This is a genomic window from Rhodococcus sp. SG20037 (assembly GCF_031763325.1).
In the GTDB taxonomy this organism is placed as follows: Bacteria; Actinomycetota; Actinomycetes; order Mycobacteriales; family Mycobacteriaceae; genus Rhodococcus_F; species Rhodococcus_F qingshengii.
Map to the genome: position 1 here is coordinate 2,328,903 of NZ_CP134497.1, position 14,055 is coordinate 2,342,957.

The following is a 14,055-nucleotide window of genomic DNA, read 5'->3' on the forward strand; positions in this document are numbered from 1 at the left end:
AGACCACTTGCGCTGCAATAACGTCGATTCCGTCATAGCGAGAAGCTTTACGGAGGGCAAAAAATGCATGCGCACACCACGACGGAACCAGCCGCAGTGCCGGCGATCACTGCCCGCGGTGTCACCAAGGTGTACGGCACCGGTGAGACCACGGTTCACGCGCTCGGCGGAGTCGACGTGGACTTCGGTCGCGAGCGGTTCACCGCGATCATGGGCCCGTCCGGCTCCGGAAAGTCGACGCTCATGCACTGCCTGGCCGGACTCGACACGGTCTCGGGTGGGCAGGTTTTCCTGGGCGACACCGAAGTCACGAAACTCGGCGACACGGAGCTCACCGAACTGCGACGCGAGCGAATCGGATTCGTCTTCCAAGCGTTCAACCTGCTACCGGTGCTCACTGCTCGGGAGAACATGCTGCTGCCGATGAAGCTGGCAGGTAGTGAACCCTCGCCCGAGTGGATGGACGAGGTGATCGGAAAGCTGGGCCTGTCGCAGCGCCTCGGCCACCTGCCGCACGAGTTGTCCGGCGGTCAGCAGCAACGTGTAGCTGTCGCCCGTGCATTACTGCCCCAGCCCGACGTGATCTTTGCCGACGAGCCTACCGGCAACCTGGATTCCCGTTCCGGGACAGAGGTTCTGGGACTCTTGCGCACCAGTGTCCGGGAGACCGGTCAGACGGTCGTGATGGTGACACACGATCCGGTGGCGGCGTCGTACGCGGATCGAGTCGTGTTGATCGCGGACGGGCGTATAGCCGGAGAGATCGACCATCCCACCGTCGACTCGGTGATCGGTGCCATGCGAGCTCTCGGTGCCGACGACCTGGCCGATGTTCCTGCAGTTTCGGGTGCATTGCGATGAGAGGTCTGGCTTTTGCGCAGGCGCGGGCACACGCCGGGCGCTATGTGGCGTCGATACTCGCGGTGGTGATCGCCGTCGGATACATCGTCGCGACGTTGACTTTGAGCTCGACGGTCGACGCGAGTGTGAGCAAATCACTTGCGACGCAATACGAAACCACAGATGTCGTCGCGTCCGGTCCAGGCGTGACGGAAGCTCTGCTGAGCGCGGTGCCGGGCGTCTCGGCGGTGGCCGACGACGTGTCGACGTATGTTCGTGTCGACTCCGAGGCAAAGGACGCGTCCTACGGGGATGCGCTCTCGATTGCCGACAATCCCGAATTGCGTTGGGAGAAGGTGTCGGAGGGATCGATTCCGGCCGGTCTGGGGCAGGTGTTGGTGAGCGCGGACTCCGGGATACCGATCGGTGCCCGAATCACAGTCACGGCACGGGATTCGACGGTCGGTGCCGCTGCACCCACCGCGGAGGTAGTCGGACTGGTCGACCTCTCCGGTTCGGCGCAACGACTAGGCGGGATCAAGATATTCACCACCGCCGAGCAGGTGAGCGCGTGGGCCGGTGACAGTGCCGAACGTGAGTTCCGTGTCGCCGGTGACGGTTCACGCTCTCAGCAAGAACTCGTGGATTCGATCTCGAGCGCGTTGCCCGCGGACTCCACCGTGCTGACCGGCGACGAAGCCACAGACAACGCCGCAGCCGAATACATGGGCGGCACCAAGATCCTCAGCACGGTGTTGCTCGCCTTCGGCGCCATCGCCGTTGTTGTTGCCGCGCTGGTGATCGCCAATACATTTGCCGTGCTGCTCGCGGCGCGCACTCAGGAACTTGCGTTGCTGCGATGCGTCGGCGCCACGGCCAAACAGGTTCGCCGGAGCATTCGCAGTGAAGCCGCGGCGGTCGGCGTGATCGCCTCGGTGATCGGCGTCGGAGTCGGTGTCGGACTCGCCTGGGCGATCGGTCGGGTAGCAACGGCCGCCGATGTGCCGGTTCCTCTTTCGTCACTGAGCGTCACCCCGGTGACCGTGCTCGTCGGTCTTGCCGTCGGCATCGTGATGACGATGCTCGCTGCATCTGCGCCCGGGCGGGCGGCAACGAGGCTCTCCCCGCTGGCAGCACTGCAGCCGATGGAGTCCAAGCCCGAGAGCGTTCAGGTATCGCTGGTGCGGCGGGTTCTCGGCGTCGTGATCCTGCTCGCGGGCATCGCGATGACCGTCCTGGGAGTGACGAATCAGCAGGTGCCGGCCGCAACCGCCGGTGGACTGTTCTCGTTCCTGGGGATCGCGGCACTGTCCGGTCGAATCGTGCCTGCACTGATCAATGCGGCCGGCGGAGTGTTGGCGAGACTGATCGGTCCGGTGGGAAGCCTGGCAGCAGGCAACGCCGGTCGGAACCCACGCCGCACCTCGGCGACAGCCACCGCATTGTTGATCGGTGTGGCCTTGACGAGCACGCTCGTCGTGGGAATCGCGACGGTCAAGGAAGCCGCACCCGCGGCGATGGACAGTCAATTCCCCGTCGACGTCATGGTGAGCAGTTCAGGTTCGGCACCGCTTCCCGCAGGGTTGGGCACAGACATCGCCGCGGTCAACGGTGTCGGCGCGGTGAGCGGTCTGGACAAGGCCGAACTGACGATCGACGGGCGCGGTTCGTTGGCCGGATTCGGCGTCGACGCTGCGCGGGTGAAAGATGTTCTGCGTACCGAGATCTCGGTACCCGCGGCCGGTCAGTTGGTGCTCTCGCCCGCTGACCTGACCGAATACAAGCTTTCGGCGGGCGATACGGCGACGGTGCGTGGGGATCGCGGCGTCGTGAACGTCAGCGTGGTCGAGGGCGTGAAAGGTCAACCAGCACTACTGGATCGAGGCGATCTCGGTGCAGCGGCCACCGCGCCGACCACCGATTCGTACTGGGTAAGGCTGGGGACGGATACTGACGAACAGGCTTTGGCCGCCACCGACCGCATCACGGAACTGGCACGCCAGGAAGCGCCGGGCAGCGATGTTCAGGGCATGACCGAGATGCGTTCAGCTCTCGATTCGATCCTCGACACCATGCTCATGGTGGTTGCCGGATTGCTGTCGGTAGCGGTGTTGATTGCTTTGATCGGCGTCGGAAACACCATGGCACTGTCCGTTCTCGAACGGCGCCGCGAATCCGGACTGCTTCGCGCACTCGGACTGACCAAGAAGGGAATTCGAGCCATGTTGATCTGGGAAGCGCTGCTCGTGGCAGGAGTCGCATCGGTGATCGGAGTGCTGTTCGGGATGGTGTTCGGTGTAGCCGGTACCGCATCGGTATTCGGGATCGAGGACGTCGCCCTCAGCGCAGTGCCGTGGGTGCAGTTGGTAGCCATCGTGTTGATCGGCGGAATCTGCGGTGTGATCGCGTCACTGCTCCCCGCTAGGCGGGCGGGGCTGGTGTCACCGGTGACAGCTCTCGCGAGCTAGCGTTCAGAACTGTTTCGTGACCTTCTCGGTGCCCACTCGGCGCGCGGTAGCTTCCGCGTCCGGGTGGGCCACCTGCACGAGTGAGGCGCCCGCGGCGAGAACTGCCAGAAGCCCGTCGATCAATTCGTCTGCCGTGTCCCACGTGCGACTGGAGAGGACACGATCCGTCGACACCAATTCGACGTTCTTCGCCGATGCCCGTGCCGCGTCGATCGTGTCCGCTACGGACCGGCCTTCGAGCGCCGAACCGGCTCCGGCGCTACGGAACTGGTCGCCGTGCACACGGATGGAGGTTGCGTAGTCGGCGACGCCGAGCGGAAGATCGCTCAAACCTTTGCCGAACGCGTCGAGGGAGAGTGCGGCTACCTCCGGTACGTCCGCAACATCGTCCAGTCGGTCGGCAGTGACAAAAGCCAGTTCGGCGTCGGCGTCGGGGGAGAGGACCACCTCACCGCCTGCCCACCACACACCCAGCAAGACGGCGACGCTCTGCCAGTGCGCGGGAAGCAGCACGGCAACTTTGCCGCCGGGCTCGAGAGCGTACTCGTCGCGGACCATATTCGCTGTCTTTGCCGCCCAGTTGGCCAGAGTGCTCGCAGACAATTCGATGCGCTCGCCGGTGGCGTCGTCGTAGTAGGTCACGCGAGGGCCGGCCGGGTCGGCAGCCAGGATCGGTCCTAGGAGGGCGTCGGTCAGGTTGTCTACAGGCGAAGGCACCTAATCAGCTTACGCAGCGGTTCAGTTGACGCAGCGCGGGCCGTTGGAGGCCGCGTCGATCGGCGGGCCGGGAGGGGCGGGAGTGGGGCTGGTCTCGGTGGTGCTCGACGATTCAGTCGTGCTTGTCGCTCCTTCGGACGGGGATACCGCATCCGCGGACTGCGGGCCGCTGTAGTCCTCGGCAATGACAACCCGAACCTTGCCCGAGGACAATGACGAATCCGCCTTGACCGTCAGACCGCCGAGTGCCTCGGCCACCGCGAGTGCTGCGTCGTCGTCCGCGGACTTTGCGAACACCGTCGATTCGGTGACGTCGGAGCCGGTGTTGTTGCCGACCTGACCCTGCTTGTACCCGAGGGCACTCAACGCTTCGGAAATCCCGCTGGCCAACCCTGGGATGTCACTGGCGTTTGCGACGTCGACCGTGATCGAGGACGCATTCACCGTGGTCGGTGCTTCGGAGGTCTCCTCCGAGTCCTCGCTGTCGGCGCCGACCAATCCCGCGATGTACTTCTTGACGGCCTTGGGATCGACCTTGACGATGGACTCGCCGTAGTCGGTCATGCCGTTGATGTCGAGAACGGGAATTGTCTCGAATTGCACCTTGCCGCCGGCCAGATTCTGCAACTGCTTGGCGAACTCGATGATGTCCCAGTCGTCGTCGATCACGACGGAACGCTGGACAGCCGAGGTCAGCTGACTGAGCTTGCCGGGGTCACTGAGGGTTTTTGCGCTGAGCACCTTGCTGACGAGAGAAGCCATGAACACCTGCTGTCGCACGATCCGGTCCAGGTCGCCGCGAGGAAGATCGTGTCGTTGTCGCACGAAGCTCAGCGCGTCGGCGCCGTCGAGTGTCTGTTTCCCGGCCGCGAAATTGGCTCCGGACATCGGTTCGTCGACCGGCGCGTTGAGGCACACGTCGACTCCGCCCACTGCGTTGGTCAGCAGGACGAATCCGAGTAGTCCGACTTCGGCGTAGTGATCGACGGTGATGCCGGTCAGATTCGCCACCGCTCCGATGAGCGCGGTCCGGCCGGCTTCCGTCGACTTCTTGTCTGCGTCGCTGTCGGACGACCCGTTGTTGACCAACTTCAGCCGCTCGGTTTCCTTGGTGGCACCGAACGCGGCGTTGATCTTCGACATACCGATACCCGGGACGTTGACGTACGCGTCGCGGGGAATCGAGATCGCGGTCGCGGAACTCCCGTCGTTGGGGACGCGGATCAAGATGATGGTGTCGGTATTGGACGCAACTTCCTCACCTGCGCGCAACGAGTCGAGCTCGCTTTGTGAGAGCGGGTTGCCGTGCGCGTCCGTTCGACTGTCCGTTCCCACCATCAGAATGTCGATGGCGCCGTCCTTGCCGCCACCGAGGCCGAGTCCGCTGGCAGTGGCAAGGCTGTTTCTCAACGAGTCCACACCCCGCCACGCGAACCCGGTGACCAGCAGTACGAGCACGGACAGCACCGCGACCGCTATGCGAGCCGGGCTCGTCTTGGTCCGAATCGGCGCAGGTCGTGGACGCGCGCGGCGCTGCGGTTGCTGGTGGGACACCCCTTCAGGTTACTGGTCCGATGCTCGGCCGCGGGTACCTCGACGCGGCGTGCCAGACTCAACCGTGTGACGAATATCCTGCTCACCGGCGCCCGAGGGCAGCTCGGAACACGTATCGATGCTCTCGCAACGTCGGCGGGTCACACTGTGACGGCCGTCGGTTCCCGCGAGCTCGACATCACCGACAGCCGCGCGGTCGACGACTTCGTCTCGCCTGATTCGGTGCTGATCAACTGCGCTGCGTACACGGCCGTCGATGCTGCCGAGACCGACCAGGAGGCGGCGAGGGCGGTCAACGAGATCGGACCGCGGAATCTCGCGCAAGCCTGTGCGCGGGCGGGTTCGCGGTTGATCCACGTTTCGACGGACTACGTCTTTCCGGGCGATGCAAGCTCGCCATACGACGTCGATGCACCGACCGGTCCCGCGACGGTCTACGGCCGAACCAAACTGGACGGCGAGATCGCTGTTCGAGAGTCGGGGGCTGACGCGGCCGTTGTCCGCACCGCGTGGGTGTATTCCGGTGTCGGCACGGATTTTGTCGCCACGATGAGAAGGCTCGAAGCCGAACGCGAATTCGTGAACGTCGTGGACGACCAGATCGGGTCACCCACGTACAGCGTCGATCTGGCCGGCGGCATCGTCGAACTCGCGCTGCTGGACTTCACGGGTGCGTCGACATTCCACGTGACGAACGGCGGGCAAGCAAGTTGGTACGAGTTGGCGCGAGCTGTTTTCGAGGAGATCGGAGCAGACCCTGCTCGGGTGCGCCCGTGCAGTAGTGCGGAGTTCGTACGCCCTGCCCCGCGCCCGGCATATTCGGTCTTGTCCGAGCGCGCGTGGGTTACCGCGGGAATGACGCCGCTGCGTCCGTGGCGAGAGGCTCTGCACGCCGCTCTGGCGTGAGCATTGTTCGGGACAGTGGCCGCGGACGGCTAGGCTGACCGGCGTGAGTCCCAAGCTGGCCGTGGTAACGGTGACCTACTCGCCAGGCGAGCATCTCGAGAATTTCTTGAGCACGCTCGCTGTGGCGACGACAGAAAAACCCCAGGTCATCATGGCCGACAATGGGTCGACCGATGGTGCCCCCGAGGCCGCCGATGCCAAGTACGAGCATGTCCGTCTGCTTCGAACCGGCGGAAACATCGGGTACGGGGGAGCGATAAATCGGGCTGTAGCGGAGATCGATTCGTCGATCGAATTCGTCGTGATTTCCAACCCGGACGTCCAATGGGCACCCGGTTCACTCGACGAATTGGTGGCTGCGGCAAATCGGTGGCCAAGGGCCGGTGCACTGGGGCCGAAGGTCCTCGAACCGGACGGCAGTGTCTATCCGTCGGCGCGAACGGTGCCCGACATCACCTCGGGCGTCGGGCACGCGTTGCTCGGTACCGTATGGCCGAAGAACCCGTGGACTGCTCGTTACCGTCAGGAGAACGAGGCCGTCACCGAGCGTGCAGTGGGGTGGCTTTCCGGGTCGTGCCTGCTGGTGCGACGCGACGCCTTCGACACCATCTCAGGTTTCGACTCTCGTTACTTCATGTACATGGAGGACGTGGACTTCGGTGACCGCCTCGGAAAAGCCGGGTGGCTCAACGTATTCGTCCCCTCGGCCGTCGTCACCCATGCCAAAGGCCATGCGGCAGGACGTCATCCGGAACTGATGTTGCCTGCCCATCATCGCAGTGCGTACCAGTTCCAGGCTGATCGCCATCCGCACTGGTGGCAGGCTCCGCTACGACTTGCCTTGCGCGGTGGCCTCGCGGTGCGATCCAAGATCGCCGTAGCTTCTGCAGTTCGCGAGCGCGCTCGCACCGACAACTCGACCGACAACCCATCAGTTTCGAACCACGGGGGAAAATGATGTCCGATCCGAATCCGACCGACGCCGTAATCCTGGTAGGCGGCAAGGGCACTCGGCTGCGTCCGCTGACGCTGTCGGCACCCAAGCCGATGCTTCCGACCGCCGGCCTGCCGTTCCTGACGCACCTGCTCGCCCGCATCGAGGCAGCCGGAATCAAGCACGTCGTGCTCGGAACGTCCTTCAAGGCAGAGGTATTCGAGGACTACTTCGGCGACGGCTCCAAGATGGGCCTCGAGATCGACTACGTCTTCGAGACCGAACCGCTGGGCACCGGTGGCGGAATCCGCAACGTGCTGCCGAAGTTGCGCGGTGACAACGTCATGGTGTTCAACGGCGACGTGCTCGGTGGCACCGATCTGAACGGCATTCTCGAGACCCACGAGAAGACGGACGCCGACGTGACCCTGCATCTGGTTCGTGTGGGAGACCCGCGAGCATTCGGTTGTGTTCCGACCGACGAGGACGGACGAGTCTCGGCATTCCTGGAGAAGACCCAGGATCCGCCGACGGATCAGATCAACGCCGGCTGCTACGTCTTCAAGCGCGAGATCATCGAACAGATCCCCGAAGGACGACCGGTATCGGTCGAGCGCGAGGTGTTCCCGAATCTCCTGGCCGAGGGCAAGCGGGTGTTCGGCCACGTCGACTCGTCGTACTGGCGTGACATGGGAACCCCCGAGGACTTCGTTCGCGGTTCCGCCGACCTGGTGCGAGGTATCGCACCTTCGCCGGCTCTCGAAGGTCCGCGCGGCGAGTCGCTGGTTCACCCCGGAGCCGGAATCGCGCCGGGCGCTGTCCTGATCGGCGGCACGGTTGTCGGTCGAGGCGCAGAAGTTGGTGCAGGCGCTCGCCTCGACGGTGCAATTCTCTTCGACGGCGCCGTTGTGGAAGCCGGGGCGGTGGTCGAACGATCGATCCTCGGATTCGGCGTCCGTATCGGACCCCGAGCGCTGGTCCGCGACGCTGTCATCGGAGACGGCGCGGACATCGGTGCGCGGTGTGAATTGTTGCGCGGCGCACGCGTGTGGCCGGGGGTGACGCTGCCGGACGGTGGCGTGCGCTTCAGCACAGATGTGTGATCGTTAGCTGACCTACTGGAATACTGGCGGGTATGACTTCTCTTCCGAGCCGTTACGTTGCCCTCGGTGACTCGTTCACCGAGGGCGTCGGCGACGCCGACGAACGATTCCCCAATGGTCTGCGCGGGTGGGCAGACCGAGTGGCCGAGCAGCTGGCGGTGAACAATCCCGACTTCCGCTACGCCAACCTGGCGATTCGTGGTCGCCTACTCGGACCGATCATCGACGAGCAGTTGGAACCCGCTCTGGCGTTGAAGCCCGATCTGGTGACCATCTACGCCGGCGGAAACGACATGATGCGTCCGAAGCTCGACATCGATGCGATGGTCGCCCGCTACGATTCGGCAATCGGTCAGCTCACTGCATCCGGCGCTCGGGTTCTGATGTTCACCGCGTACGACACCGGATGGTCCGCCTTCTTCGGCAAGCTCCGCGGACGTCTGGCGATCTACAACGAGCTTGTTCGCGAGGTGGCCGACCGCCACGACGCGACCCTCGTCGACTTCTGGCGATTCTCCGAATATCAGGACCTTCGGATGTGGGACTGGGATCGCCTCCACATGTCGCCCTCCGGGCACGAGAACATGGCGACGCGTGTGCTCGACGTGCTCGGCGTCGAACACGGATTGACCCCACCCGATCTCGGGCCTGCGCCGGTCCTCACGAAAGCCGAAACTCGTCGCGAGGATCGTCAATGGGCGCGAGAGTTCTTGGTGCCGTGGGTAGCTCGGCGCGTGAAGGGAACATCGTCGGGCGACGGAGTGAGCGCCAAGCAGCCCCAGCTTTCTCCGATTCAGTCCTGATTCTTGCGCTGACGGGCGAGCGCGACCAGGTGGTCGATGGTCTCGCGTTCCGCTGTAGGTGGGAGCGCGTCCACCGGCCACCATCTGAGGTCGGTGGACTCTGCGCTGCGGACGATATGTGAATTGTCCGGCGCCACAACAAGAAACCGTAGATCGAGATGGCGAGTCGGTACTCCGAGTGAGCACGTGATCGGATGCGTGTGGGCGGAGAGTAGGTCCGCGTCTATCCGAACGTCGTGAATTCCGGACTCCTCGCGAGCTTCCCGCAATGCCGCATCTACCACCGTCTCGTCGTCGGGCTCGCAGTGGCCGCCGAGCTGAATCCACCTGCCCACCTTGGGATGCAGGGTCAGCAAGACGTGGCAGCCACTCTCGTCGAGAACGAGAGACGACGCGGTGATGTGTCCCGGTGCGTGGCGACGAAGGCAGCCGTCCGGAGCCGAATCGAGGAACGCGAGCATCGTGTGCCGCAATGATTCGTCCGCTTCGGAGGACGTCTCCCAGCCCTCCAGGACGCCCTTGGCGGAGGCGTGCAGCGATTCGGCTGACATGGACCTACAGCTCCACCAACGCGTCCCCGGGGGCGGAGACAGAGCGCGGAGTCAGTGGTTCGAGGGGGTGCCCGATTGCGATGGCACCGAGTGGCTGCCAATCCGCCGGGAGATCGAGTTGTTCGCGTACGAGATCGGCGGCGAAGATCGTCGATCCGATCCAGCAGCTTCCCACGCCGCGCGTAGCCAACGAGACCAGCAGTCCCTGCACTGCCGCGCCGGCGGCGACCGTGAACATCGTCGACTCCGCCGCGGTTCGTCCGGCATCCGGATAACTGTGTGCGCCATCGGGCACGCAGAAGGGAATGACGACCTCGGGGGCGTCGAACAGGATGTTTCCGCGGGCAACCCGGGCCTCGACGGATTCGTCACTGCGACCGTCGGCGCGAAGATCGGCGGCCCACTTCTCGCGCATCTGCTCGAGAAGAGCCGTGCGGACCGACTCCGTGCGTAGCCACACGAATCGAACCGGTCTCGTGTGGTGCGGTGCGGGAGCGGTGAGTGCCTCGGCGATCGAGCTGCGAATGATCTCCGCGTCGACGGGATCACTTGCGAACTGTCGAACCGATCGACGCAACAGCAGCGCCTGGCCACGGCCCATCGCCGTAGCTTCCTCGGTGCCCAGCCAGAACAGATCGTCCGGGCCGCGGCGAATCAGATCCTGGCCACTCGAACCGTCGTCCTCGAACCGAAGCCCACGAACGACGGCGACGGGAACGCCGCCCAGCTTGCCCTTGACCAAGTCGCCCGCAGCGGCGATTTCGTCCGCGATCGCGATCTCGGTGACGATCAGATCGTTGCCCTGACTGTCCTGTGCTCCGAGGTAGCCGTGCAGGACCGGAATGCCGGAGGAACCGATTGCGGCGTCGGTCTGCCCGTTGCGCCACGCACGACCCATCGTGTCGGTGACGACGACGGCGACGGACTTGCCCGTGCTCTCGAGAATTCGGGCGCGCAGACCCGCAGCGCTCGCATCCGGATCCACGGGGAGTAGCGCCAATTCGGCACCGTCGACGTTGGAGCCGTCGATGCCCGATGCGGCCTGCACGATTCCGAGTTTGTTCTCGGTGATCAGAGTGCGGCCCTTGCGTGCCACGACGCGGACGGCTTCCTGATCCACCAGGAGGCGTCGTGCCGCGTCGCGCTCTTCCGGATCGGTCGGTGAGGAAACGACGCGACCCTCGACTTTGGAGAACACCTTGCTCGTGACGACAACGACGTCGCCGCTTTCGAGCCACGGCGTCGCGTCGACGACAGCTGTGGCCAAGTCGTCTCCGGGCCGGAACTCGGGAAGCCCGAGCACGGGAATGACTTCGATTGCGGCGCCGGGGGAGTGATCACCGGGAGAGTGATTTCTGTCGCGGCTTGCTTCGGTTCCGGGCTCGGTCACAGTTCGACTCCGGCGATCTCGAAAGCCGTGCGAACCATTTTGGCGGTCTCTTCGGGGGACGTCATCAAAAGTGGGATGCTTCGCACGTCCACCCCGTCGATGTCGGCCGTGTCACCTTCGTCGACGAGCCAGCCGTCGAGAATACCGTTGATCGAACGAGCTCCGTAGTGGCGACCGATCGCCTCCGAAGTCGTCTCGACCCCGATCACCTCGAGGCACTCGTCAGCCATGCCGCGCAACGGTTTTCCGCCGATGACGGGGGAGAGGCCGACAACCTTGGCCGCGGTTGTTCGCAGGGCACCGCGAATGCCGGGCACCGCGAGGATCGCGCCGACGCTCACGACGGGATTGGACGGTGCGATCAGCACGATGTCGGCACCGTCGATCGCCTCGACTACCCCTGGCGCAGGCTTGGCCTGCTCGGCGCCGACGTGAGCGAAGCTGTGCGTTTCCACCTGTGCCCGATGGCGTACCCACCACTCCTGGAAATGAATCGCCTTCTGCTCACCGTCTTCCGGATCGGTGATCACGACGTGTGTTTCGCTGCGGTCGTCGCTCACGGGAAGCAGTGCGACACCGGGATTCCAGCGATTGCACAACGCTTCGGTGATCGCGGACAACGGATATCCCGTGCGGAGCATCTGGCTGCGAATCAAATGCGTTGCGATATCGCGATCTCCGAGGCCGAACCAGTCCGGCTTCGCGCCGTACGCGGCGAGTTCTTCTTTCGCATTCCAGGTTTCGCCGGCGTGCCCCCACCCGCGTTCGGTGTCGATGCCGCCGCCGAGTGTGTACATACAAGTGTCCAGATCGGGGCAGATGCGCAGACCGTGCATCCACACGTCGTCCCCGACGTTGACGACGGCCGTGATGCGATGTGGGCCTTCGTATTTCTCGAGGGATTCACCACCGGCGATTCCGAGCGCGTTTTGAACACCTTGAAGGAAACGGGCCCCGCCGACGCCGCCAACCAATACAGTCACGTTCACGACAACAGAGCCTAGGCGGTCGGCGCGTCGTCGTGTCTGGCGGGCAGAAGGTCCCGTCAATTGAGGGCCGGAATACTAATGGATTCATCTCGTTTAGCTTGACCGCGACACGCTGGACGTGTGTAATCTCAAATGTGTCATTCCAACCGCTACTTGTGAGTTCACTTGCAGCGGGGCCGGTTTCGAACACAGTTTCGAACGGTCGACGGGGTGGGGTTGAAGATGGAGTGAAAATTCTGCGCTATTACAGGTGAGGAGGCGGAACGATGCCCAATGAAAATGTCGAGATCAGTTCTCTCGCAATGACAGTAAGCGACGAACCGCAGACCGATTCCCGAGCAGGCGCAGCAGAAGGTGCCTGCAGCAGTGAGTTCGACGGTATGAGTACTCGGCCAGTGCTGAGTCTCGTCACCGGCTTCGAAGAATTGTTCGACACCATCGAGGATCAGTGGCAGGAGCGTGCTCTCTGCGCGCAGACCGATCCCGAAGCGTTCTTTCCTGAAAAGGGAGGATCGACGAGGGAAGCAAAACGGATCTGCCTCGGTTGTGAAGTTCGTGACGAGTGCCTCGAGTACGCGCTCGCGAACGACGAACGGTTCGGAATCTGGGGAGGGTTGTCCGAGCGCGAGCGTCGGCGACTCAAGCGGGGGATCATCTGATCTGCTGCTGAATCGGTTCTGTCAGCGTCGGGGCTGACGGGCGGTCTTCGAAAGTCTGACCTGCAACGGGGAATTGCAGGTCAAGCAACGACTGTTTTGTTCTTCGTGTGGATTTACTTCTTCGTGTGACATCAGTTTTTTCGTCTGACAGTGCGTCAGTCCTCGTCGGGCAGTATCAGTCCTCGTCGGGCAGCGTGGGGTCGATGACCTGTGGGTCGACGCCCAGATACGTCCCGACTTGATGGACCAACACGTCGTGCACCAGATCCGTGAGTTCTTCCGGATCCTTCGCTCGCTGCTCCAATGGGCGGCGAAACAGCACAATTCTTGCGCGAGTCGTATTTCCGTGACGGTCGATTCCGGCCGGAATCAGTCGTGACAGTGGAACCGGGCCGTCTGCGATGACCTCCGGCGGCCATGTGACGGACTCCGGATCGTGCGCGTGAATCTTCGGAACTTCGTCCACTGCGATGTCGAGTTTCGTCAGCCGGTCGTGCCATGCGAGGTCGACGGGAGAGAAGGCGTCGAGCACCAGGAGATCGAACTTCTCCGCGCGGGTACGCCTGGCGGGCACCTCCGGGGGAAGTAGCGGTCCGCGCAGGCCACGGCCGTGTCGCTCGATGGAACGAGTAGTGACCGAGCGTCGGCGGCGGGCTTGTGGCATGGCGCCAGATTACGACAGGAGAAACTGCTCGGTGTGTCCGAGTAGGTTCCGGACGTGGGGAGGGCTAGGCTCCGTACCTGTGAGATCTCTGCGTCGCTGCTGCCGCCCCGGGTGCAAGAACCCCGCCGTCGCGACGCTTACGTATGTCTACTCGGACTCCACTGCGGTTGTCGGGCCGCTGGCAACCGTCGCCGAGCCCCATTCATGGGATTTGTGTGACACTCACGGCTCTCGAATCACCGCCCCCAAGGGGTGGGAACTCGTCCGCCACGAAGGCGGATTCGCGTCGAGTACTCCCGACGAAGACGATCTGACCGCTTTGGCCGAAGCTGTACGTGAGGCCGGTCTCGGAGATCGCAGCAAGTCCAACGTCGATGCAGATGAGGACATACGTCCCGCAGCTCCGAGTACTGCCCGTACAGGGCGTCGTGGACACCTACGCGTTCTGCCCGACCCGTCCAACTGACGCGAGATTCG

At 63.8% G+C, this 14,055-nt stretch carries 14 protein-coding genes; 8 read left to right on the forward strand and 6 right to left on the reverse strand.

The window, feature by feature from the left end; all coding sequences use genetic code 11:
* The first annotated feature begins 63 nt into the window (after positions 1-63).
* Positions 64-861: an ABC transporter ATP-binding protein gene (locus RHP72_RS10785; protein WP_003940882.1), complete on the forward strand. Its 798-nt coding sequence runs from the start codon at positions 64-66 to the stop codon at positions 859-861.
* Positions 858-3,308: an ABC transporter permease gene (locus tag RHP72_RS10790; protein ID WP_311094671.1), complete on the forward strand. Its 2,451-nt coding sequence runs from the start codon at positions 858-860 to the stop codon at positions 3,306-3,308. The genes RHP72_RS10785 and RHP72_RS10790 overlap by 4 nt, the downstream gene beginning before the upstream one ends.
* A gap of 3 nt (positions 3,309-3,311) precedes the next feature.
* Here the strand turns inward: RHP72_RS10790 and RHP72_RS10795 are convergent, their stop codons facing one another.
* Both RHP72_RS10795 and RHP72_RS10800 read right to left on the reverse strand, forming a co-directional pair.
* On the reverse strand, positions 3,312-4,025 hold the full coding sequence (locus RHP72_RS10795) for a TIGR03089 family protein (protein ID WP_311094673.1): 714 nt from the start codon (positions 4,023-4,025) through the stop codon (positions 3,312-3,314).
* A gap of 21 nt (positions 4,026-4,046) precedes the next feature.
* Positions 4,047-5,531, reverse strand: coding sequence for an LCP family protein (locus RHP72_RS10800; RefSeq protein ID WP_311094854.1), 1,485 nt, complete (start codon positions 5,529-5,531; stop codon positions 4,047-4,049).
* Between the two features lie 114 nt (positions 5,532-5,645).
* Between RHP72_RS10800 and rfbD the strand changes: the two genes are divergently transcribed.
* The 4 genes from rfbD to RHP72_RS10820 are packed head-to-tail and all read left to right on the forward strand — an operon-like array spanning position 5,646 to position 9,325.
* Positions 5,646-6,485: a dTDP-4-dehydrorhamnose reductase gene (gene rfbD / locus RHP72_RS10805; protein ID WP_054802243.1), complete on the forward strand. Its 840-nt coding sequence runs from the start codon at positions 5,646-5,648 to the stop codon at positions 6,483-6,485.
* 43 nt (positions 6,486-6,528) lie between these two features.
* The gene (locus RHP72_RS10810; protein ID WP_003940999.1) at positions 6,529-7,443 is read left to right on the forward strand and encodes a glycosyltransferase family 2 protein; all 915 of its coding nucleotides are present in this window, start codon (positions 6,529-6,531) and stop codon (positions 7,441-7,443) included.
* Positions 7,440-8,522, forward strand: a complete 1,083-nt coding sequence (locus RHP72_RS10815; RefSeq protein WP_037125580.1) for a sugar phosphate nucleotidyltransferase — start codon at positions 7,440-7,442, stop codon at positions 8,520-8,522. The genes RHP72_RS10810 and RHP72_RS10815 overlap by 4 nt, the downstream gene beginning before the upstream one ends.
* A gap of 32 nt (positions 8,523-8,554) precedes the next feature.
* On the forward strand, positions 8,555-9,325 hold the full coding sequence (locus RHP72_RS10820; protein WP_003940765.1) for an SGNH/GDSL hydrolase family protein: 771 nt from the start codon (positions 8,555-8,557) through the stop codon (positions 9,323-9,325).
* Here RHP72_RS10820 and RHP72_RS10825 read toward each other — a convergent pair.
* The 3 genes from RHP72_RS10825 to cofD are packed head-to-tail and all read right to left on the reverse strand — an operon-like array spanning position 9,316 to position 12,255.
* The gene (locus tag RHP72_RS10825; RefSeq protein ID WP_003940680.1) at positions 9,316-9,876 is read right to left on the reverse strand and encodes an NUDIX hydrolase; all 561 of its coding nucleotides are present in this window, start codon (positions 9,874-9,876) and stop codon (positions 9,316-9,318) included. The two genes, RHP72_RS10820 and RHP72_RS10825, sit on opposite strands and share 10 nt — an antisense overlap.
* A gap of 4 nt (positions 9,877-9,880) precedes the next feature.
* Entirely contained in the window at positions 9,881-11,266 is a 1,386-nt protein-coding gene (locus tag RHP72_RS10830) for a coenzyme F420-0:L-glutamate ligase (protein WP_042450117.1), read from the reverse strand.
* Positions 11,263-12,255: a 2-phospho-L-lactate transferase gene (gene cofD, locus RHP72_RS10835; protein WP_003940958.1), complete on the reverse strand. Its 993-nt coding sequence runs from the start codon at positions 12,253-12,255 to the stop codon at positions 11,263-11,265. The genes RHP72_RS10830 and cofD overlap by 4 nt, the downstream gene beginning before the upstream one ends.
* Positions 12,256-12,635: 380 nt before the next feature.
* Between cofD and RHP72_RS10840 the strand changes: the two genes are divergently transcribed.
* Positions 12,636-12,914, forward strand: a complete 279-nt coding sequence (locus RHP72_RS10840) for a WhiB family transcriptional regulator (RefSeq protein WP_020907098.1) — start codon at positions 12,636-12,638, stop codon at positions 12,912-12,914.
* A gap of 175 nt (positions 12,915-13,089) precedes the next feature.
* On the opposite strand, the gene RHP72_RS10845 is transcribed toward RHP72_RS10840, so the two are convergent.
* The gene (locus tag RHP72_RS10845; protein WP_003940797.1) at positions 13,090-13,578 is read right to left on the reverse strand and encodes a metallopeptidase family protein; all 489 of its coding nucleotides are present in this window, start codon (positions 13,576-13,578) and stop codon (positions 13,090-13,092) included.
* Between the two features lie 79 nt (positions 13,579-13,657).
* Between RHP72_RS10845 and RHP72_RS10850 the strand changes: the two genes are divergently transcribed.
* Positions 13,658-14,044: a DUF3499 domain-containing protein gene (locus tag RHP72_RS10850; protein WP_007731177.1), complete on the forward strand. Its 387-nt coding sequence runs from the start codon at positions 13,658-13,660 to the stop codon at positions 14,042-14,044.
* The last annotated feature ends 11 nt before the right edge of the window (positions 14,045-14,055 follow it).

Bases quoted from the DNA above. Each gene is read 5' to 3' on its own strand.
- RHP72_RS10825 (WP_003940680.1), bottom strand. From the start codon at position 9,876: ATGTCAGCCGAATCGCTGCACGCCTCCGCCAAGGGCGTCCTGGAGGGC.
- RHP72_RS10815 (WP_037125580.1), top strand. From the start codon at position 7,440: ATGATGTCCGATCCGAATCCGACCGACGCCGTAATCCTGGTAGGCGGC.
- RHP72_RS10840 (WP_020907098.1), top strand. From the start codon at position 12,636: ATGAGTACTCGGCCAGTGCTGAGTCTCGTCACCGGCTTCGAAGAATTG.
- RHP72_RS10790 (WP_311094671.1), top strand. From the start codon at position 858: ATGAGAGGTCTGGCTTTTGCGCAGGCGCGGGCACACGCCGGGCGCTAT.
- RHP72_RS10845 (WP_003940797.1), bottom strand. From the start codon at position 13,578: ATGCCACAAGCCCGCCGCCGACGCTCGGTCACTACTCGTTCCATCGAG.
- RHP72_RS10785 (WP_003940882.1), top strand. From the start codon at position 64: ATGCATGCGCACACCACGACGGAACCAGCCGCAGTGCCGGCGATCACT.
- RHP72_RS10820 (WP_003940765.1), top strand. From the start codon at position 8,555: ATGACTTCTCTTCCGAGCCGTTACGTTGCCCTCGGTGACTCGTTCACC.